Genomic DNA, 20149 nt, shown 5'->3' on the forward strand with positions numbered 1-20149 from the left:
GGCAGGCTGTGGCCTCAGGCCTTGCGCCAGACGCTGGCCAGCCAGGGTTGTTGTTCCCGGGGTAGGCCGGCGGGGCGGTAGTAGTGCTCCAGTTCGATGAAACCTGCGGCGGTGAGCAGTGCCTGCCAGGCCGCGAGGTCGTGGTAGGCGCCGTAGCGGGCGCCATTCCAGCCTTCCTGGTTGTCGCCCCTGGGGTTGGAGCTGAACAGCACGCCGCCGGGCTTCAAGGTGCCGTGCAGTTGCTTGAGCACCCGGGGCAGTTCCTGGCCGGGAACGTGGAACAGCACGGCGTTGGCGAAGATCCCGTCGAAGCGTGCCGCTGGCAGGTCGAGCTTGAGGAAGTCTTGCTGCCAGACTTCGCAGCCGCTGTCTTGCCGGGCCATCCGGGCGAACTCCTGGCTGCCGTCCAGGCCGATGGCCACATGGCCCAGGCGGGTGAAGGTGCGCAGGTCGCGCCCCGGGCCGCAGCCGAAGTCCAGCAGGGTGAAGGGCGCGGTGCCCTGGATATGCCGCAGCAGGGCGTCGATGTTCTGGCTGACGTCGTGGTCGCGGGTGCCTTCGCGAAAGCCTTCGGCCACCTGGTTGTAGTGGCCAAGGGTGGTGGCGGTGATGGTATCGAGATCGTCGGGGGCAAGTTTCATGGCGGCAGGATGGCGTGATGGGGACCGGCTCAATATACACCTGTGCAAAGGCAAGGTTGGCGGGTGCTGCGCGCCCGTACGCAGCCTGCGGCAGCGGCTACACGAAGTGGGTCTTGTGGGTACGCGCTTGTAGCCGCTGTCGAGCCTGCGAGGCTGCGCCACTTCAGGTGCGCGAAGCGGCTCAGCGCTTGTTGAGGCGCCGGGCCAGGTGGTCGCCGCCGAGCTGGATCGCCGCCACCAGGAGCACCAGCAACACGATCACCGTGAGCATGATCTGGCTGTCGAAGCGCTGGTAGCCGTAGCGGTAGGCGATGTCTCCCAGCCCGCCGGCCCCGATGGCCCCGGCCATGGCCGAGGAGTTGATCATGGTCACCAGGGTGATGGTGAAGCCGCCGACTATGCCCGGCAGGGCCTCGGGCAAGAGCACGTGCCAGACAATGTGCCAGCGTCGGCAGCCCATGGCCTGGGCCGCTTCGATCAGCCCATGGTCGACCTCGCGCAGGCTGACTTCGGCGATCCGCGCGAAGAACGGGGTGGCGGCGATGGTCAGCGGCACCACGGCCGCCCATACCCCGTAGGTGGTGCCGACGATCAGCCGGGTGAAGGGGATCAGCGCCACCATCAGGATCAGGAACGGGATCGAGCGGAACAGGTTGACGAAGGCCCCCAGCGCCCGGTTCAGCGCTGGAGCCTGGTAGATCCCGCCCTTGCCGCTGGTGACCAGGATCACCGCCAGGGGAATCCCCGCCAGCAGGGCGATCAACGACGACACGCCGACCATCAGCAGGGTATCCAGGACGCCCTGGAGCAAACGTTCAAACCACATAACCCAGCACCTCTACCTGTTGTGCCCATTGCCTGGCGCGCTGGCGCAGTTCCTCGGCGCCCAGGGACGAGCCCTGCACCGCCAGCAGCAGCTGGCCCAGGGCATGGCCCTGGATGCGCTCGACCCCGCCTTGCAGCAGCCGCACGCGCCCGCCCAGGGCGTTGAACAGCGCCGCCAGGTCCGGCTCGTCACGTTGTGCGCCGGTAAAGCGCAGGCTCAGTACCACGGCCGCTGCGGCGCTCTCGGGATGGCTGCGCAGGCGTTGGCGCAACTCCTCGGGCAGTTCATGTTGCAAGGGCGCCAGCAGGGTCTTGCTGACCTCGTGCTGTGGGTCGCCGAAGACCTTCCACACCGGGCCCTGCTCGACGATCCCCCCACGCTCCAGGACCACCACCCGGTGGCAGATATCGCGGATCACCGCCATCTCGTGGGTGATCAGGATGATGGTCAGGCCCAGGCGCTGGTTGATCTCTTGCAACAGGCCGAGGATCGACTGGGTGGTCTCCGGGTCCAGGGCCGAGGTGGCCTCGTCGCACAGCAGGATCTCGGGGTCGTGGACCAGGGCCCGGGCGATTCCCACCCGCTGCTTCTGGCCGCCGGACAGCTGCGCCGGATAGGCCTGGTGCTTGTCCTTCAGGCCTACCAGTTCCAGCAGTTCGCGGACCTTGCGCTGGCGCTGGGCCTTGGGCACCCCGGCCACCTTCAGCGGCAACTCGACGTTGTGCCACACGGTCTTGGCCGACATCAGGTTGAAGTGCTGGAAGATCATGCCGATGCGTCGGCGCAGGGCCACCAGGCGGTCTTCGTCGAATTCGCCGATGTCCACCTGGTCGATCAGCACCCGGCCGCTGCTGGGGCGTTCCAGGCGGTTGATGGTGCGGATCAGCGACGACTTGCCGGCGCCGCTGCGGCCGATGATGCCGAACACCTCGCCGCGCTGGATCGCCAGGTCGATGCCGTGCAGGGCCTGGACCGGACCCTGCTGGCCCTGGTAGGTCTTGCCCAGGCCGATGAAGCGCACCTGGGCGCGGTTCAGGTCCGGATGCAGCTCGGTCCGTTCGGCGCTCTGGGGTTCGGGTTCGGGGAGCGGGAGCTTGCGTGTGGCGACTGTCATCTCAACCTTCCCAACCGGCCTGGTAGAGCTTGCCGTGGGCCTGGTCCAGGGCGGCGCGCACGGCGGGCGAATGCTGGTAGATATCGACGAACTTGATCAGTCGCGGGTCGTTCTTGCTCTTGGGCTGGATCACGAACTGGATCACGTACTCCTTGTGGTCCAGGCCATCGAACAGCAGCGCCGAGCCGGCATCGAAGGTCTTGGCCAGGCGGATGTAGGCTGGGTAGCCCTGGACCAGGTCGGCGTCGTCGTAGGCGCGCACCAGTTGCACAGCCTCGACCTGGAGGATCTTGATCTTCTTCGGGTTGGCGATGATGTCGTCCTCGGTGGCCTTGTAGCCGACCCCGGGCTTGAGGTCGATCAGCCCGGCCTTGGCCAGCAGCTGCAGGCCGCGACCGCTGTTGATCGGGTCGTTGGCGATGGCCACGCTGGCGCCTTGGGGCAGTTCGTCGAAGCTTTTGTACTTCTTCGAGTACAAGCCGACGTTGTTGATGATCCCCGGGGCGAAGGGCACCAGGTCGAAACCGGCGGCGGCCTTGGCGTTTTCCAGGAACGGGATGTGCTGGAAGTAGTTCACGTCGATGTCGCCGGCGGCCAGGCTGACGTTGGGCGCGATCCAGTCGCTGAACTCCACCAGTTCCACCTTCAGGCCTTGCTTGCCGGCTTCGGCGACGGCGGCCTCCAGGGGAATGGCGAAGGCGGCGGTGGTGCCGACCTTGAGTGGCGGTTCGGCGGCGAAGACGCTGCCGGCGAAGAGCCCGAGGGCGAGGGCCAGTGCTTTGACCGGATGGCGCGGGAGCTTGGTGTTCATGGTCTTGGGTTCCAGTCAGTGCATCGAGGTTTTTGGGGTATTACGGTCTTATCGCGGACAAGCCTCGCTCCTGCGCATGCCTCTGCAGGAGCGAGCGGGCGGCGGTCCGACTTGCCCGCGATGCCGTTAGCGGCGGTAGGCCGCGCCGGTGTGGCGAGCGGGCAGCTTGCGGTCCTGGTGGAAGAGCTTTTCGCGCAGGGTCCCGGTCTCGTATGCGGTCTTGTAGGACCCGCGCCGTTGCAGCTCCGGGATCACCAGGTCGATGAAGTCGACATAGCTTTCCGGGGTGACGATGCGGGTCAGGTTGAAGCCGTCCAGGCCGGTCTCGGCGATCCAGGATTCCAGGTCGTCGGCCACCTGCTGCGGTGAACCGACCACGGTGAAATAGCGTCCGCCCAGGGCGTGCTGCTCCAGGAGCTTGCGCCGGGTCCAGTCGTTGTTCTGCAGGTGCTTGGTGGCCGACTGGATGGCGTTGTTCTTCACGTACTGGATAGGTTCGTCGAGCTCGTACTGGGCGAAGTCGATGCCGGTGGAGGCGGAGAAGTGCGCGACCCCGGCCTCGGCGCTGGCATGGCTGAGGTACTCGGCGTGCTTCTTCCAGGCCAGCTCCTCGGTGGCCCCGACGATCACGTTCAGGCCCATGAAGATCTTGATGTCCTCGGGGTTGCGCCCGGCGGCCACGGCGCTGGCGCGGACCTTGTCCACCTGGGCCTTGGTCGCGGCCTTGTTCTGCCCGCTGATGAACACGCATTCGGCGTGGCGTCCGGCGAACACCAGGCCGCGCTCCGAACTGCCGGCCTGGAACAGCACCGGGGTGCGCTGGGGCGAGGGCTCGCACAGGTGATAACCGCTGACCTGGTAGAACTCGCCCTGGTGCTCGACCTTGTGCACCTTGTCCGGCCGGGCATAGATGCGCTGCTCGCGGTCGTTGACCACGGCGTCGTCTTCCCAGCTGCCTTCCCAGAGCTTGTACAGCACCTCCAGGTATTCGTCGGCCTGGTCGTAGCGGCGGTCGTGCTCGATCTGCTCCTTGAGGCCCATGGCCTGGGCGGCGCTGTCCAGGTAGCCGGTGACGATGTTCCAGCCGACCCGGCCACGGCTCAGGTGGTCGAGGGTGGAAAGCCTGCGGGCGAACAGGTAGGGCGCCTCGTAGGTGAGGTTGGCGGTGAGGCCGAACCCCAGGTTGCGGGTGACCGCGGCCATGGCCGAGACCAGCAGCAGCGGGTCGTTTACCGGCAGCTGGATCGACTCCTTGAGCGTCACGTCCACCGAGTCCTGGTAGACGTCGTAGACCCCGACGATGTCGGCGATGAACAGCCCGTCGAACAGTCCGCGCTCCAGCAACTGGGCCAGCTCGGTCCAGTACTCGAGGCTCTGGTACTGGGTGGAGGTGTCCCGTGGGTGGGTCCACAGGCCGTGGTTGATGTGCCCGACGCAGTTCATGTTGAAGGCGTTGAGCAGGATCTTCTTCTTGGTGGGGGCGAGGGCGCTCATCAGATGGTCCCCCGCAGTGGCGGGTTCTGCTGGTTGAGGTAGTAGTTGCCCACGGCGTGGTACTTCCAGCGCACCGGGTCGTGCAGGGTGTGCACCCGGGCATTGCGCCAGTGGCGGTCCAGGCCGTACTCGGCCAGGGTCGCCTGGCTGCCGGCCAGTTCGAACAGGGTGCTGCCGGCGGCCAGGGAAATCTCCGTGCTCAGGGCCCGGGCCTCGGCCACGGCGATGGAGGCGGCCGCCACGGTCTCGGCGTTGGTCTGGGCCTGGGCGCGGTCGAGGAATTCCCCGGCCCGTTCCAGCAGGGCCTCGGTGGCGTGCAGGCGAATGCTCAGGTGGCCGAAGCTCTTGATGGTCAGCGGGTCGTCGGTGGCCTTGTCGTGGCCGGAATCGATCCACGGCCGGCTCTTGGTCCGTACGAAGCGCAGGGCGTCTTCGTAGGCGGCGCGGGCGATGCCGGTGTCGATGGCGGCGTGGAGAATCTGCGCCAGGGGGCCGACCGGGGTCGGACGCTCGAAGGCGCTCTGGAACGGCACCACGTCGGCGGCGTCCACGGCCACGCTTTCGAAGACCACCGAGCCACTGCCGGTGGTGCGCTGGCCGAAGCCGCTCCAGTCGTCGATCACGTTCAGGCCCTGGCTGTCGGCGGGGACGAAGGCCAGTTGCTGGATGCCGTCCTCATCCACCACCGAGGTGGGGATGCGCTGGGCGTAGATGGCGCCGGTGGCGTAGAACTTGCGCCCGTCGATGCGGTAGCCCTGGCCGCTGCGGTCGCGGCTCAGGCGGGTGGTGCGGTCGTGGGCGGTCTTGGTACCCAGCTCGGCCAGGGCGTTGCCGAAGCGTCGGCCGGCCAGGACCTCGGCGTACAGCCGTTGCTTCTGCTGCTCGCTGCCGTTCACCCGCAGCACTTCGAGGGCATAGAAATGGTTTTGCGGGATCTGGCCCAGGGAGGCGTCGGCCTCGGCGATCAGCGCGGTGACCTTGGCCAGGGTGACGTTGGAGACGCCAGCGCCGCCGTATTCCTTGGGTACGCTGATGCCCCACAGGCCGGAGCGGCTGAAGGCTTCCAGCTCGGGGTGCGGCAGGCGCCGCTCGCGATCGCGCAGGGCGCTGTCGCGCTTGAAATCTTCCGCCAGGTCGCTGGCGACAATCAGGGCTTGCTCGTCGCTGGTGATGACCGCGACGTGTTGAGAAAGAGACATGTGTTTCTCCAGAGATCTGGTCAAAAGCGTTCTGGTCGGTTAAATCCAGGAATGACGGGCCGGCAGCGTGCCGTTCAGGTGATAGGCGCCCACGGCGTGGTACTTCCAGCGCACCGGGTCGTGCAGGGTGTGCACCCGGGCGTTGCGCCAGTGACGGTCAAGGTTGAATTCGGCGAGGGTGGCGCGGCTACCGGCCAGCTCGAACAGTTTCTCGCTGGCTTGCAGGGAGATCTCGGTGGTCAGCACCTTGGCTTCGGCCACGGCGATGGAGGCGCGGGCCGCGGCCTCGACGGTGACCGGTGCCGCGCTGACCTGGTCCAGTACTTGGCCGGCCTTGCGCAGCAGGGCCTCGGCGGCGTGCAGTTCGATCTGCAGCTTGCCGATGTCGGCGATCACATAGAGGTCGTCGCTGGCCCGTTCGACGTTGGCGTCGATCCACGGCCGCGAGCGTTCACGGACGAAGCGAATGGCATCGGCCAGGGCTTCGCGGGCGATCCCGGCGTCGATGGCGGCCTGGATCAGTTGCGAGGCGGCGCCCTGGATGTTCGGGGTCTCGTTGATCTTCCAGTTGTCCAGCACCAGCTCGGAATCCACCCGCACGTTGTTCAGCAAGATGGTGCCGCTGGCGGTGGTGCGCTGGCCGAAGCCCGACCAGTCATCGATGATGCGCAGCCCCGGGGTGCCACGGCGGACGAAGGCCAGGACCTGGCGACCGTCGTCGTTGAGCGCCTTGACCGCCACCCAGTGGGCGAACAGCGCACCGGTGGAATAGAACTTCTGGCCATTGAGCACATGGCCGTCGGCGTCGGCGCTGATCCGCGCCTTGAGCTCCAGGGTGTTCTTGGTGCCGCGTTCGGGCCCGGCATTGCCGATGCGCCAGCCTTCCAGGACGCTTTGCAGCAGTTGTTTCTTCTGGCGCTCGGTGCCGCAACCGAGAATCAGGTTGAGGATCCCGAACTGGTTCTGCGGGATCTGCCCGAGGGCCGGGTCCGCGGCGGAAATGATCGCGAAGACCTCGGCCACGGTCACGTAGGAAACCTGTGGGCCGCCATAGGCCCGGGGAATGGCGATACTGCCCAGGCCGCTGCGGGTGAACTGCTCGACCAGCGCCCAGGGCAGCTTGCGCTGGCGGTCGCGCTGGGCGGCCTGCTGGCGGGCCACGTCGGCCAGTTCATGGGCGGCTTGCAGGGCCTCGGCGTCGTTACGCAAGACCTGTGCGGGCAACAACAGGGGGGCAATGTCCAGGTCGCTCTGGACCTGTGCTTCTACCAGACTGGACATCAGTGCCACTCCTTGGCTGCACGCAATGCCCTGGCGATCTGCACTGGGGTGATTGTGTTCCGAACCATACCTACCTCACATCTTTGGATAGGCCGCGTCATGCGGCGAAATCAGGATCAAGAATGTCCGGTGGTCCGGTGGCATATACCCTAAACGTGGATAAAAATTAAATAAACTAACTTATAGGAATATGTATAGAAGAGGGTTACGTATACGTCAGGCGGGGGCATTGGGCGTGTGGGTATTGGGGCTTGTGCAGCCGCTGCCGCAGGCTGCGCATGGGTGCGCAGCGGCTGTGGGTCTTGGGGGTTGAAGGCCCTGCGGGCCTTGGCGCAGCTCGGCAGCGGCTACAGGCGAGGGTGGCGTTTGGCGTGGCCGCTGCCGCAGGTTGCGTAGCGGCCTTGGGGTTCTTGGGGTGGGTCAGGCCGAGGTGAGGAACTTGCTGAGGAACTGCCGGGTGCGTTCTTCCCGGGGGTGGGCGAACAGGGCCTTGGCTTCGCCCTGTTCGACGATCACCCCCTTGTCGAAGAAGATCACCCGGTTGGCCACGTCGCGGGCGAAGCTCATCTCGTGGGTGACGATGACCATGGTGCGCTTCTCCTCGGCCAGGCCGCGGATGGTCGCCAGCACCTCGCCCACCAGCTCCGGGTCCAGGGCCGAGGTGGGTTCGTCGAACAGGATCACCTTGGGTTCCATGGCCAGGGCCCGGGCGATTGCCACCCGCTGCTGCTGGCCACCGGACAGGCGTCTGGGGTAGGCGTCTTCCTTGCCCGCCAGGCCGACCTTGGCCAGGAGCTTGCGGCCCAGGGCCAGGGCCTGCTCGCGTGGGGTCTTCTTCACCACCAGCGGGCCCTCGACGACGTTCTCCAGGGCGGTGCGGTGGGGGAACAGGTTGAAGTTCTGGAACACGAAACCCACTTGCTGGCGCAGTTGGCGGATCCGCCCTTGCTGCTGGCTCAGCGGGACATTGCTGTCGATGGCGATGTCGCCGATGCGGACCCGGCCGCTGGTGGGTTCCTCGAGGAAGTTCAGGCAACGCAGGAAGGTGGTCTTGCCCGAGCCACTGGGGCCGATGATGGCCACCACCTCGCCTTCCTTGACCTCCAGGTCGATGCCATTGAGCACCGTCTGGCCCTTGAACTGCTTGGTCAGTTTTTCCACCACGATCATGGCTTCAAGACTCCTGGTCGTGCCGATTGACCCGCTCTTCCAGACGGTGCTGCAGGTGCGCGAGCACGCTGGCCAGGACCCAGTAGATCAGAGCGGCGGCAAGATACATGGTGAAGATTTCGAAGGTCCGGGCGGTGATCAGCTGCGCCTGGCGGAACAGTTCCGGGACCTGGATGGTGGCGGCCAGGGCGGTGTCCTTGACCAGCGAGATGAAGCTGTTGCCCAAGGGCGGCAGGGCGGTGCGCATGGCTTGCGGCAGGATCGCCCGGCGCAGGGTCTGGGCCCGGGTCATGCCGATGCTGGCGGCGGCTTCCCACTGGCCACGCTCGATGGAGCCGATGGCGGCCCTGAGGATTTCACAGGCGTAGGCCGCCATGTTCAGGGAGAAGCCGATCAGCGCCGCAGGCAGCGGGTCCAGCTCCAGCCCCAGTTGCGGCAGGCCGTAGTAGATCACGAAGAGCTGCACCAAGAGCGGCGTGCCGCGAAAGAACGACACGTAGATCCGGGCGATCCAGCTCACCAGCGCGAAGCGCGACAAGCGCATCAAGGCCAGGCCGAAGCCCAGCAGCAGTCCGAAGAACATGCCGCCCAGGCTCAGGATCACCGTGTAGTACGCGCCCTTGAGCAGGAATGGCGCCGAGTCCAGCGCCAGTTGCAGGCCTGCTTCCATTATTGGGTGACGTCAGCGTTGAAGTATTTTTCCGAGAGTTTCTTCAGCGTGCCATCGGCCCGCAGCTCCTCGATCGCCTTGTTCACTGCGGCCAGCAGTTCCGGTTCGCCCTTGCGCAGGGCCACGCCGGACTCCTGGCGGGAGAAGGGGTCGCCGGAGACCACCAGGGTGTCCTTGGTTTTCTTGATCAGCTCGAAGGCCGCCAGGCGGTCCACCAGGATGGCTTCGATACGGCCTACTCGCAGGTCCTGGTACTTGGTCGGATCGTCGTCGTAGGTCTTGATGATGGCGTTGGGCACGTTTTCCTTCAGCCATTGCTCGTAGTTGGTGCCCAGGCCCACCCCGACCTTGTGCCCGGCCAGGTCGGCGGCGGTCTTGAACTTGCCCTCGTCCTTCTTCTGGGTCAGGGCCTGGATGCCGGAGACGGTGTAGGGGGTGGAGAAGTCGTACTTCTTCTTGCGCTCCTCGGAGATGGTCACCTGGTTGACCACGGCGTCCAGGCGCTTGGATTCCAGGGCCGCGAGGATGCCGTCCCACTTGGTCGGCTGCAACTTGACCTTGACCCCGAGCTTGTTGGCCAGGGCTTCGGAGAATTCCACTTCGAAGCCGGTCAGCTTGCCGTTTTCGTCGACGTAGCTGAACGGTGGGTAGGTGCCTTCCAGGCCGACGTTGATCACCCCCGCGTCCTTGATCTTCTGCAGTTGCTCGCCGGCAACCGCTTGCCCCATCAGTCCGGCACCGAGGGCCAGGCCCAGTGTGCCAATCAGCAGATTGCGACGCAGTACGGAAAGATTCATGACAAGCCCCTGTGGTTTCTTATGCACGATGCGAGTGGGTGGTGCGGGTCGAACGGTGAGCCGGAATGCAGGTTTCATCCTGCCCTAAATGCAGCGTATGCGTCTCCCGGCAAATTCGCCTGCGCCGCGACTATAAGTACTCTTTTATAGATATAAAAATAATATAAATTCACATTTATATTTCCTAAAAGAATATCTAATTCATCCCTTGCAGCCGCTGCCGCCGGCTGCGCACGAGCGCAAGGCACTCGCCTTTGCCGATGTATTTCCTTGCTTTGATCTTCAGCTGAAGGCCCCGGCATAAGCGAACAGCGCCGGGGCTCCGCCGGTGTGCAGGAACAGGATCGGGCCCTCGTCGAATCGCTGGCGACCGATGCCGTCCAGCAACCCGGCCATGGCCTTGCCGGTGTAGACCGGGTCCAGCAGCAAGCCCTCCTGGCTGGCCAGGAGCTTGACTGCGGCCAGGGTGCCGGCATTGGGCTCGCCATAGCGCGGGGCGAAATACTCGTCCCACAGCTGCACGTTGAAACTTTGCGGCAACGGCACGCCCAACAGTTCGGCGGTGCGCTCGGCCAGCCCCTGGACCTTGGGTCGCTGGTCTTCCTCGGTGCGCGAGACGGTAACGCCGATCACCGGCAGTTGCGGCAAGGCTTCGCTCAGGCCCAGGGCCAGGCCGCTGTGGGTGCCGGCGCTGCCGGAGGCCAGGACTACGGCGGCGAAGCGCAGGCCGCTGTCCTCGATCTGTTGCGCCAGCTCCAGGCCGGCGCGCACGTAGCCCAGGGCGCCCAGGGCATTGGAACCGCCGATGGGCACCAGGTAGGGCTTCTTGCCATTGCTGCGCAGGCGCGCGGCCAGGGCCTGGAGCTGCTCGTCGGCCTGGTCGAGGTTGTCCACCAGCTCGACCTTGGCATCGAACAGTTCCAGCAGCAGGCGGTTGCCGTTGCCCAGGTAGTTGGCATCGTCGGTGCCGATGGGGTTTTCCAGCAGGGCGACGCAACCCAGGCCCAGTTGGGCGGCCAGGGCCGCGGTCTGGCGTACGTGGTTGGACTGGATGGCCCCGGCGGTGACCAGGGTGTCGGCACCCTGGGCCAGGGCATCGGCCGCCAGGTATTCGAGCTTGCGCAGCTTGTTGCCGCCCATAGCCAAGGGCGTGGTGTCGTCACGCTTGATGTAGATGTCGCGGCCGGTCCAGGCCGACAGGCGTTGGAGCTTTTCCAGGGCGGTGGCGTGGCCGAGCAGGTCGAGGCGGTCGAAACGGGCGAGCTGTTGTTTGATCATGAGTCCGCACGGAACAAGGAAGGTGCAACGACTATAGGCAGCGATATTTGGCCGGGCAACCGCCGATCGCTTATGCCAAAAAATGCTTATGTGCACACAATTAGTTCTTAGGGGTGGTCGTGACCGGGCGTAAAGTGATCGCCGTTTGCGCGGCCTGACAGTCCGGCCGCCCGAGTCTAGGAGTCTTATCGTGAGCGAGCGTTCCAGCCATTGGCAATTGCAGACCATCGTCGGTCAACTGCGCGATGCCCGTGATCAGTGGCGTAGCCGCAACGGTCGGGTCAGCGGCGAGCAGGGTGGCCGCGAGCTGCCGTCGCGGGCGGCCATGGCGGAGATCCTCGAGGCCCTGTGCGGTGCGCTGTTCCCCATGCGCCTGGGACCGGTGGACCTGCGCGAGGAGAGCGAGGATTTCTACGTCGGCCACACCCTGGACGCGGCGCTCAACGCCTTGCTGGCCCAGGCGCGCCTGGAACTGCGCTACGTGGCCCGGCAGAACGGTGAAAGCGATATCGACGTCAATGCCCGGGCGATTCGCCTGATCCAGGATTTCGCCCTGGCCCTGCCCGGCCTGCGCGTATTGCTGGATACCGATGTGCTGGCCGCTTACCACGGCGATCCGGCGGCCCGCAGCGTCGACGAAGTGCTGTTGTGCTACCCGGGCATCCTGGCGGTGATCCACCATCGCCTGGCGCACCACTTGTATGGTGCCGGTCTGCCGTTGCTGGCGCGGATCAGCTCGGAAATCGCCCACTCGGCCACCGGCATCGACATCCACCCCGGGGCGCAGATCGGCAAGAGCTTCTTCATCGACCACGGTACCGGCGTGGTGATCGGCGAGACCGCGATCATCGGCGAGCGGGTGCGCATCTACCAGGCAGTGACCCTGGGGGCCAAGCGCTTCCCGGCGGACGAGGACGGCCAGTTGCAGAAGGGCCATCCGCGCCACCCGATCGTCGAGGACGACGTGGTGATCTACGCCGGTGCGACCATCCTCGGACGCATCACCATCGGCAAGGGCTCGACCATCGGCGGCAACGTCTGGCTGACCCGCAGCGTGCCGGCGGGCTGCAACCTGACCCAGGCCAACCTGCAGCACGACGACGGCTCGCAGAAGTAACCTGTGGCCGCTGGCGGGCCTGCGCGGCCCGTTGGCCCTGCCACCCTCAATTTGCGGGCGCTGCGCGCCCGTGCGCAGCCTGCGACAGCGGCTACACGAAGCGGCTACGCATGCCCGGCCGGGCCTTCCGGGGCCGGCCGGGCTTTCTCGCCTCCGATGCGGCCGCAGCGCTGAACGATTGCGCCCGGCATACGTCATACCCTTCCTTGAGCTAGCGTACTGACAGTACCGCTGAGCCCTGCAATTGGTCCTGAACCCCTTATCCATGTTTAACTTGAACGCTTGTTCAAGTTAAACCGGTGGTTCGCTGCCCGCTCACAACAGGAGGCTTGCCTTTGCTGAGTCCGTACATTTCAGCCATGTTTCACCCCTTCGAGGTGCGCCATTCATGAGTGCATCATCCACCCCCGCGAACAGCCTGGTTCGCATGAATCCCCCGGTGTTCTACTTCGCCGCCAGCTTCATCCTGATCTTCGGCGTGGTGGTGATCAGCCTGCCGGAACAGGCCGGTGCCTGGCTGCTGGCCGCGCAGAACTGGGCGGCCAATACGGTCGGCTGGTACTACATGCTGGCCATGACCCTGTACCTGGTCTTCGTGGTGGTCACCGCCTTGTCCGGCTACGGCAAGATCAAGCTCGGTGCCGACCACGACGAGCCCGAGTTCAGCTACCTGTCCTGGGCCGGCATGCTGTTCGCCGCCGGGATCAGCATCACCCTGTTCTTTTTCTGCGTTTCCGAACCCCTGACCCACATGCTCCAGCCGCCCAAGGGCGAGGCGGGTACGGTGGAGGCGGCGCGCCAGGGCATGCAGTTGCTGTTCCTGCACTGGGGCCTGCATGGCTGGGGCGTGTTCGCCTTCGTCGGCATGGCCCTGGCGTACTTCGCCTACCGGCATAACCTGCCGCTGGCCCTGCGTTCGGCGCTGTATCCGCTGATCGGCAAGCGCATCAATGGCCCCATCGGCTATGCGGTGGATGGCTTCGGCATCATCGCCACGGTGTTCGGCCTGGGCGCCGACATGGGGTTTGGCGTGTTGCACCTGAACTCCGGCCTCGACTACCTGTTCGGCATCGCCCACACCCAGTGGATCCAGGTCTTGTTGATCACCCTGATGATGGGCGCGGCGATCACCGTGGCGGTATCCGGGGTCGACAAGGGCGTGCGGGTGATGTCCGACATCAACATGCTGCTGGCGGTAGCGCTGCTGCTGTTCGTGCTGTTCGCCGGCCCGACCCAGCATCTGCTCAATACCCTCATCCAGAACCTGGGTGACTACCTGGGCGCGTTGCCGGCCAAGAGCTTCGATGTCTACGCCTATGACAAGCCCAGCGACTGGCTGGGTGGCTGGACGGTGTTCTACTGGGCCTGGTGGATTGCCTGGTCGCCGTTCGTGGGGCTGTTCATCGCGCGGATTTCCCGGGGTCGGACCATCCGTGAATTCGTCTTCGGCGTGCTGCTGATTCCCCTGGGCTTCACCCTGGCGTGGATGTCGATCTTCGGCAACAGCGCCATCGACCAGGTGCTCAACCACGGCATGAGCGCCCTGGGCATGTCGGCCATCGACAATCCGTCGATGACCCTCTACCTGCTGCTGGAAACCTACCCCTGGAGCAAGACCGTGATCACGGTCACGGTGTTCATCAGCTTCGTGTTCTTCGTCACCTCGGCGGACTCCGGCACCGTGGTGCTCTCCACCTTGTCGGCGCGGGGCGGCAGCGCGGACGAAGACGGCCCGAAATGGCTGCGGGTGTTCTGGGGGGCGATGACCGCCCTGGTCACCAGCGCGCTGTTGTTCGCCGGCAGCATCGATTCGCTGAAGTCAGCGGTGGTCCTGACCTCGCTGCCGTTCTCGCTGATCCTGCTGTTGATGATGTGGGGCCTGCACAAGGCGTTCTACATGGAGTCGCAGAAGCGCATCGCCCAGCTGCATTCCCTGGCGCCGGTATCGGCCTCGCGCCGGGGCCGGGGCGGTTGGCGCCAGCGCTTGAGCCAGGCAGTGCATTTCCCGTCGCGGGACGAGGTGTATCGCTTCCTCGACCAGACCGTGCGCCCGGCCATCGAGGAGGTGACGGCGGTATTCGTCGAGAAGGGCCTGAACGTGATCACCCAGCCCGATCCGGCCAACGACAGCGTCAGCCTGGAAATCGGCCACGGCGACCAGCATCCGTTCGTCTACCAGGTGCAGATGCGCGGTTATTTCACCCCATCCTTCGCCCGGGGCGGCATGGGCCCGAAAGAGCTGCGCAACCGCCGTTACTACCGTGCCGAGGTGCATCTGTCCGAGGGTAGTCAGGACTACGACCTGATGGGCTACAGCAAGGAGCAGATCATCAACGACATCCTCGACCAGTACGAACGCCACATGCAGTTCCTGCATCTGGTGCGCTGATCCGGGGTCTTGCGGCCGGGGGCGCTGCTGCCCCTGGCCTGCGGCTCAAGCCCTCGCTCCGCCCATGGCCAGGTACAGCCCCAGGGCTGCCACCGGCAGGGCGAACACCAGGCAGCCGACCAGCAGTTCCGAACCCAGGGGCTGCTTGGCGCTGACCACTCCCACCGCACCGTTGAGCACGCTCAACGCCAGCCACAGCCCGCAAAAGACGTAGCCCAGGGTGTGTTGGCCAAAGCCCAGCCGTTCACCGATATACAGCACCAGGGCCAGCAGGAGCAGGCCGAAGGCAATGACGATGGTGGTGTGCATGAGGGGCATCTCCTGGCGCCAGCCGACAGGCCGGAAAGAGTCCGGCGGCCCTGTTATCCAGCATAGGTCTCAAACCAGCCCGCCGTTGGCCCGCAGCACCTGGCCGTTGATCCAGCCGGCCGCGGGACTGGCCAGGAAGGCGACGATGGCGGCGATGTCCTGTGGCTGGCCCAGGCGCTCCAGGGGCGGCAGCTTGGCGAAGTGCTGCACCTGCTCCTCGCTCTTGTCCTGCAGGAACAACTCGGTGGCCACCGGTCCGGGCGCCACGGCGTTGACCCTGATGTTGCGCCCGCGCAGTTCCTTGGCGAATACCCGGGTCATGGATTCCACCGCGGCCTTGCTGGCGATGTACACCGCATAGCCGGGCAGGTCGAGGCCTACGGTGCTGCTGGAGAAGTTGACGATGGACCCGCCCTGGTTGAGGCGCGTGGCCGCCTCGCGCAGGGCGTTGAAGGTGCCCCGGGTGTTGATGGCGAAGGTGCGCTCGAACAACTCGTCGCTGTGCTCGGCCAGGGCCTGGACCTTGAGGATGCCGGCGTTGTTGACCAGCACATCGACCTTGCCCAGCTGGGTTTCGGTGGTTTCGAACAGTTGGCGTACCTGGCTGGCGTCGGCCACGTCGGCCTTGACCGCGATGGCCCGGTGGCCGGTCTGGCGCAACTGCACCACCAGCCGCGAAGCCTCCTGGGCATTGCTGGCGTAGTTGATCGCCACGGCATAGCCGTCGGCGGCCAGTTGGCGGGCGATGGTGGCGCCGATACCGCGCGAGGCTCCGGTGACGATCGCGACTTTGCTGGGTTGAACGGTCATGGCGAGTATTCCTGGGCAAGTGTGGCGGTGACGGGATGTGGCGCAGGTTCACCGATTTACCCCTGTGGATAAATGCGCCAGAGTTGCCTTGACTGTTCAAGCAACGCCAACAATCTCGCCTGCGGAGCTGCCTGTGGATCAAGTCAAAGCAATGAAAGTGTTCGTGCGGATCTACGAGCGCAGCAGCTTCACCCTGGCCGCCGAGGACCTGAACCTGCCCCGGGCGACCCTGACTCACACCCTCAACCAGTTCGAGGCCTGGCTCGGCACCCGGCTGCTGGAGCGCAGTACCCGGCGAGTGCGGCCGACCCTGGACGGCGAGGCCTATTACCCGCGCTGCGTGCAATTGCTGGCGCAGCTGGAAGAGGCCGAGCTGGCGTTCCGGGCGGTGCAGCCCAAGGGCCGGTTGCGGGTCGACATGCATGGCACCCTGGCAGGGCATTTCGTGATCCCGCGCCTGGGGCAGTTCATGCAGAGTTATCCACAGATCGAGCTGGCCCTCAGCGAGGCCGATCACTTCGTCGACCTGATCGCCGAAGGGGTGGATTGCGTGCTGCGGGCCGGCACCCTGGGCGACTCAACGCTGGTCGCCCGGCGGGTGGCGAGCCTGGCCCAGGTGACATGCGCCAGCCCCGCCTACCTGGCGCGCCATGGCGAGCCAGGGAGCCTGCAGGACCTGCCCCGGCACCGGGCGGTGAACTATGTCTCGCGCAGTGCCGGCGGGCCGTTGCCCTTCGAGTTCATGGTGGCTGGCGAGCGGCGTGAACTGGCCATCGACGGCGCGCTCTCGGTGTCCGGCGCCCAGGTCTACGGCGCTGCGGCCCTGGCCGGGCTGGGCATCATCCAATGCCCGCGCTACCACGTGGCCGATTCCCTGGCCCGGGGATTGATGTGCGAGATCCTGGTGGACACCCCGCCACCGCCGATGCCGGTATCGGTGGTCTACCCCCATAACCGCCAGCTTGCGCCACGGGTGCGGGTGTTCGTCGACTGGCTGGCCCGGGTCTTCGCCGAAGCCGGCTGACCCACTCCCGCGCTTCCAGGCGCCTGGAGCGCTCCTTTTCACAGGCCAGTCACGGGCTGTTTTTTTCCTGCCGACGGTGGCTGCCACGGCCCGGGCAGGAGTGGTTTTTGCCGTCTATAAACAATGGATGCGACCTGCCTGATACCGATCGGTTAAGGCAATGGCAGGAGCGCGGCTTGCCCGCGATGGAACCCAGGGCGCTGTGTTTTCCAGTCAATACGCGCAACCGTTAACGGGCATCGACCGGCTGCTCCTGCAGGAGCTCAACTCGCTTGACTGGCTGGCGTATGGCTTTCGGCGAATTTTTTGCGCGTTGCAAATAAGTGTCAGCGACTGCGAGCCCTGGGTATTTCTCCAGGACCGGTGTTGGTTGCGGTTTTTGCCTCAGGGGCCGGTGTGGCCACTTTTGAGCATCGTCCAGGGGATGAAAAGGCAAATTGCCATTAGCTACTAAGGACGATTTCGTATTGTGCTACGTGGTACGTAATATATTTCGTGTCGTGCTTTTCGGCGCGATTCTTCGATCCGTCGATTTCAAGAGTGTGCGATCTGGGTTTCGTGGTACGAAGCGCCAGTCGTTGCGCCTCGCTCAATGCCCATCACGGGGTTTTAACCCAGTAAATACGGGGCTTCTCGCTGCTGTAGGAAGCCTGGGGCCTGATGCCCTGTGGGCCAGCACTTTTGGGCTGAAAACCGAGAAAAAGGTTGTTTTTCAGCGATTTTATAGTACGGAAACAAGTATGAATTCGGTATGAAATACGGCATTTCATATCGTTTTAGTTTTGCGGAACTGCCTGGAACCGGGTGGTTCACAACAACAGGGGGAGGCTGGCCGTTGCGCCAGCCGCCATGCCGGAACCGGCCATCCAGAGGTGGCCCCAGTCCAGATGAGGATTCGATGACTTATTCAGCTGCTGAACATCGCTACGACTCCATGCCCTATCGCCGCGTCGGCCGCAGTGGCCTGGTGCTGCCGGCCCTGTCCCTGGGGTTGTGGCACAACTTCGGCGACAGCACGCCGATCGATACCCAGCGCGCCTTGCTGCGCACGGCCTTCGACCTGGGCATCAACCATTTCGACCTGGCCAACAACTACGGTCCGCCCTATGGCAGCGCTGAGATCAACTTCGGCCGTCTGCTGCGCGAGGATTTCCAGGCCTATCGCGATGAGCTGATCATTTCCAGCAAGGCCGGTTGGGACATGTGGCCCGGGCCCTACGGCCAGGGCGGCGGCTCGCGCAAGTACGTGCTGGCCAGCCTCGACCAGAGCCTGCAGCGCATGGGCCTGGACTATGTGGATATCTTCTACTCCCATCGCTTCGACCCGGACACGCCCCTGGAGGAAACCGCCAGCGCCCTGGCCAGCGCGGTGCAGCAGGGCAAGGCGCTGTACATCGGTATCTCTTCCTACTCCGGAGCGAAGACCCGGGAGATGGTCGCCTTGCTCAAGGAGTGGAAGGTGCCGCTGCTGATCCACCAACCGGCCTACAACATGCTCAATCGCTGGGTGGAAAGGGACCTGCTGGAGACCACCGAGGAGCTCGGCGTGGGAGTGATCGCCTTCACCCCGCTGGCCCAGGGATTGCTCACCGACAAGTACCTGGACGGCATTCCCGAGGATGCGCGGGTCAACCGTCCTGGCGGCGGATCATTGCAGGCCTCCCACTTGTCCGAGACCAACATCGCCCATGTGCGGGCCCTCAACGATATCGCCAGGAACCGTGGGCAGAGCCTGGCCCAGTTGGCCCTGGCCTGGACCCTGCGCGATTCGCGGGTGACCTCGGCCCTGATCGGCGCCAGCCGGCCGGAGCAGATCGTCGAGAACGTCGGGGCCTTGCAGAACCTGGGCTTCAGCGTGGAGGAGCTGGCGGAAATCGATCATTTCGCCCGGGAAGGGCGGATCAACCTGTGGGAAAAACCCTCCACCGCCGAGTAGTGTGTACCGCCGCCAGGGCCATGGTCCTGGCGCCCGGAGCCTGCCGGTCGCCTGGAGCATGGCGACCGGCAGTGGGCGCGAGCTTCACTGGCTGTTGGCGCTGACCTTGAGCTCGGAGTGGGTACCGCCTGCGTTGCGCTGCTGGGGTTCGTCCAGGTCGACCTTGGCGATCACCGACAGGCCCGGACGCAGCCGTTCCAGGCCTGGCTGGTCGGCATCGAAGCGGATGCGCACCGGCACCCGCTGGACGATCTTGGTGAAGTTGCCGGTGCCCGGCTCGAAGGGCAGCAGGGCGAAGGTCGAGCCCGAACCCGGGGCCAGGCTTTCCACGGTGCCGGTAATGCTGACCCCCGGCAGGGCGTCGATCTTGATGCGCGTCGGCTGGCCGGGAAGCATGTGCTGGGTCTGGGTTTCCTTGAAGTTGGCCAGGACGTAGAGCTCGTGCAGCGGGACCAGGGTCAGCAGGCGCGAGCCCGGCTGTACGTAGTCGCCCACCTGGACCTGGCGATTGCCCACGGTGCCGTCCATGGGGGCATAGATGGTGGCGTGGCTCTGGTCCTGCTGCGCCAGCTCCAGCCGGGCCTTGGCGGTCACCACCTTGGCCTTGGCCATCTGCAATTGCGCTTGCAGGCGTTCGCGCTGGGCTGAAGTCACGGCCTGGTCGTTCTCGGCCACTTGCAGCATGGCCTGGGCATGGGCGTGGTTCTGCTCGGCGGAGATCGCCTGGGTGCTGTATTTCTCCACTTCGTTGCGCGCCACGGCGCCGGTGGTGACCAGGGTGTCGAAGCGGTTGCGCTCGTCCCCGGCGCGCTTGGATTCGGCCTGGGTGGTGCGGATCGAGGTGCGGGCCGCGAGTACCCGGGTATTGGCCAGGCGCTGCTCGGCGTCCTGGATGGTCAGCGCCGCCTGGGCCAGGGCGACCTGGGCCAGGCTATCGGCCAGGTCGCCTTCGGCCAGGGTGACCCGGCTGTCGAACTCTTCGCTGTTGATGCGCACCAGGGGCTGGCCGGCGGTGACGCTCTGGTGGTCCTTGACCAGCACCTCGGTCACCAGGCCGTGGACCCGTGGTGCGACCGAGGTGGCGTCGGCGGCGATATAGGCATCGTCCGTGGATTCGGTGGACGGCGCCATCAGCACCCAACCCACTCCAACCGCCACCAGGGTCAGGGCGACGGCGCCGGCGATCAGCGGCCGCTTGGAGCGCTTGCGCGGCTTCTCCGTGTCCTGGGCGGCTTGCAGGATAGCGTTCTGGGTCTGGGTGCTCTGCTCCATGTTGAAGCTCC

18 protein-coding genes are annotated in these 20149 nt (G+C 65.4%); 4 read left to right on the plus strand and 14 right to left on the minus strand.

All coding sequences use genetic code 11. The features are described 5' to 3' along the window. Window positions 1-14 precede the first annotated feature (14 nt). From GDH07_RS22510 to GDH07_RS22560, 11 genes are all read right to left on the minus strand, one after another. A complete protein-coding gene (locus tag GDH07_RS22510; RefSeq protein WP_152898983.1) occupies window positions 15-641 on the minus strand; it encodes a class I SAM-dependent methyltransferase in 627 nt (208 codons plus the stop codon). A 181-nt stretch (window positions 642-822) separates the two neighbouring features. Further along, complete coding sequence (locus GDH07_RS22515; RefSeq protein WP_152898984.1) at window positions 823-1467, minus strand: methionine ABC transporter permease; 645 nt, start codon at window positions 1465-1467, stop codon at window positions 823-825. Further along, window positions 1457-2581, minus strand: coding sequence for a methionine ABC transporter ATP-binding protein (locus tag GDH07_RS22520; protein ID WP_053132722.1), 1125 nt, complete (start codon window positions 2579-2581; stop codon window positions 1457-1459). The genes GDH07_RS22515 and GDH07_RS22520 overlap by 11 nt, the downstream gene beginning before the upstream one ends. 1 nt (window position 2582) lies before the next feature. Further along, entirely contained in the window at window positions 2583-3392 is an 810-nt protein-coding gene (locus tag GDH07_RS22525; protein WP_053132720.1) for a MetQ/NlpA family ABC transporter substrate-binding protein, read from the minus strand. 126 nt (window positions 3393-3518) lie between these two features. Then, window positions 3519-4886, minus strand: a complete 1368-nt coding sequence (locus tag GDH07_RS22530; RefSeq protein ID WP_152898985.1) for an LLM class flavin-dependent oxidoreductase — start codon at window positions 4884-4886, stop codon at window positions 3519-3521. Next, entirely contained in the window at window positions 4886-6085 is a 1200-nt protein-coding gene (locus GDH07_RS22535; RefSeq protein ID WP_085598116.1) for an SfnB family sulfur acquisition oxidoreductase, read from the minus strand. The genes GDH07_RS22530 and GDH07_RS22535 overlap by 1 nt, the downstream gene beginning before the upstream one ends. Window positions 6086-6124: 39 nt before the next feature. After that, complete coding sequence (locus GDH07_RS22540; RefSeq protein ID WP_152898986.1) at window positions 6125-7366, minus strand: SfnB family sulfur acquisition oxidoreductase; 1242 nt, start codon at window positions 7364-7366, stop codon at window positions 6125-6127. 420 nt (window positions 7367-7786) lie between these two features. After that, entirely contained in the window at window positions 7787-8536 is a 750-nt protein-coding gene (gene tcyN / locus GDH07_RS22545; protein ID WP_022644178.1) for an L-cystine ABC transporter ATP-binding protein TcyN, read from the minus strand. A gap of 4 nt (window positions 8537-8540) precedes the next feature. Further along, on the minus strand, window positions 8541-9206 hold the full coding sequence (tcyL, locus tag GDH07_RS22550; protein WP_022644179.1) for a cystine ABC transporter permease: 666 nt from the start codon (window positions 9204-9206) through the stop codon (window positions 8541-8543). Next, complete coding sequence (tcyJ, locus tag GDH07_RS22555; protein ID WP_022644180.1) at window positions 9206-10003, minus strand: cystine ABC transporter substrate-binding protein; 798 nt, start codon at window positions 10001-10003, stop codon at window positions 9206-9208. Before tcyJ ends, tcyL begins: the two co-directional genes overlap by 1 nt. Window positions 10004-10285: 282 nt before the next feature. Further along, entirely contained in the window at window positions 10286-11281 is a 996-nt protein-coding gene (locus GDH07_RS22560) for a D-cysteine desulfhydrase (protein ID WP_022644181.1), read from the minus strand. Between the two features lie 190 nt (window positions 11282-11471). Here GDH07_RS22560 and epsC point away from each other — a divergent pair, with 190 nt between their 5' ends. Together epsC and betT are read left to right on the plus strand one after the other, a co-directional pair. Beyond that, window positions 11472-12398: a serine O-acetyltransferase EpsC gene (gene epsC, locus GDH07_RS22565; RefSeq protein WP_068580140.1), complete on the plus strand. Its 927-nt coding sequence runs from the start codon at window positions 11472-11474 to the stop codon at window positions 12396-12398. Between the two features lie 427 nt (window positions 12399-12825). Further along, window positions 12826-14787, plus strand: coding sequence for a choline transporter BetT (gene betT, locus GDH07_RS22570; RefSeq protein WP_178124113.1), 1962 nt, complete (start codon window positions 12826-12828; stop codon window positions 14785-14787). A 45-nt stretch (window positions 14788-14832) separates the two neighbouring features. On the opposite strand, the gene GDH07_RS22575 is transcribed toward betT, so the two are convergent. After that, the gene (locus GDH07_RS22575; protein ID WP_053132711.1) at window positions 14833-15096 is read right to left on the minus strand and encodes a hypothetical protein; all 264 of its coding nucleotides are present in this window, start codon (window positions 15094-15096) and stop codon (window positions 14833-14835) included. Between the two features lie 69 nt (window positions 15097-15165). Further along, window positions 15166-15906: a glucose 1-dehydrogenase gene (locus tag GDH07_RS22580; protein WP_152898988.1), complete on the minus strand. Its 741-nt coding sequence runs from the start codon at window positions 15904-15906 to the stop codon at window positions 15166-15168. Between the two features lie 133 nt (window positions 15907-16039). Between GDH07_RS22580 and GDH07_RS22585 the strand changes: the two genes are divergently transcribed. Then, window positions 16040-16930: a LysR family transcriptional regulator gene (locus tag GDH07_RS22585; protein ID WP_343038313.1), complete on the plus strand. Its 891-nt coding sequence runs from the start codon at window positions 16040-16042 to the stop codon at window positions 16928-16930. 898 nt (window positions 16931-17828) lie between these two features. Continuing rightward, entirely contained in the window at window positions 17829-18866 is a 1038-nt protein-coding gene (gene mgrA, locus GDH07_RS22590; RefSeq protein ID WP_022644188.1) for an L-glyceraldehyde 3-phosphate reductase, read from the plus strand. Window positions 18867-18950: 84 nt separating this feature from the next. Here the strand turns inward: mgrA and GDH07_RS22595 are convergent, their stop codons facing one another. Next, window positions 18951-20138, minus strand: a complete 1188-nt coding sequence (locus GDH07_RS22595; RefSeq protein ID WP_152898989.1) for an HlyD family secretion protein — start codon at window positions 20136-20138, stop codon at window positions 18951-18953. Window positions 20139-20149 lie beyond the last annotated feature (11 nt).

The sequence above is a fragment of the Pseudomonas piscis genome, from assembly GCF_009380155.1.
GTDB classification, from domain to species: Bacteria; Pseudomonadota; Gammaproteobacteria; order Pseudomonadales; family Pseudomonadaceae; genus Aquipseudomonas; species Aquipseudomonas piscis.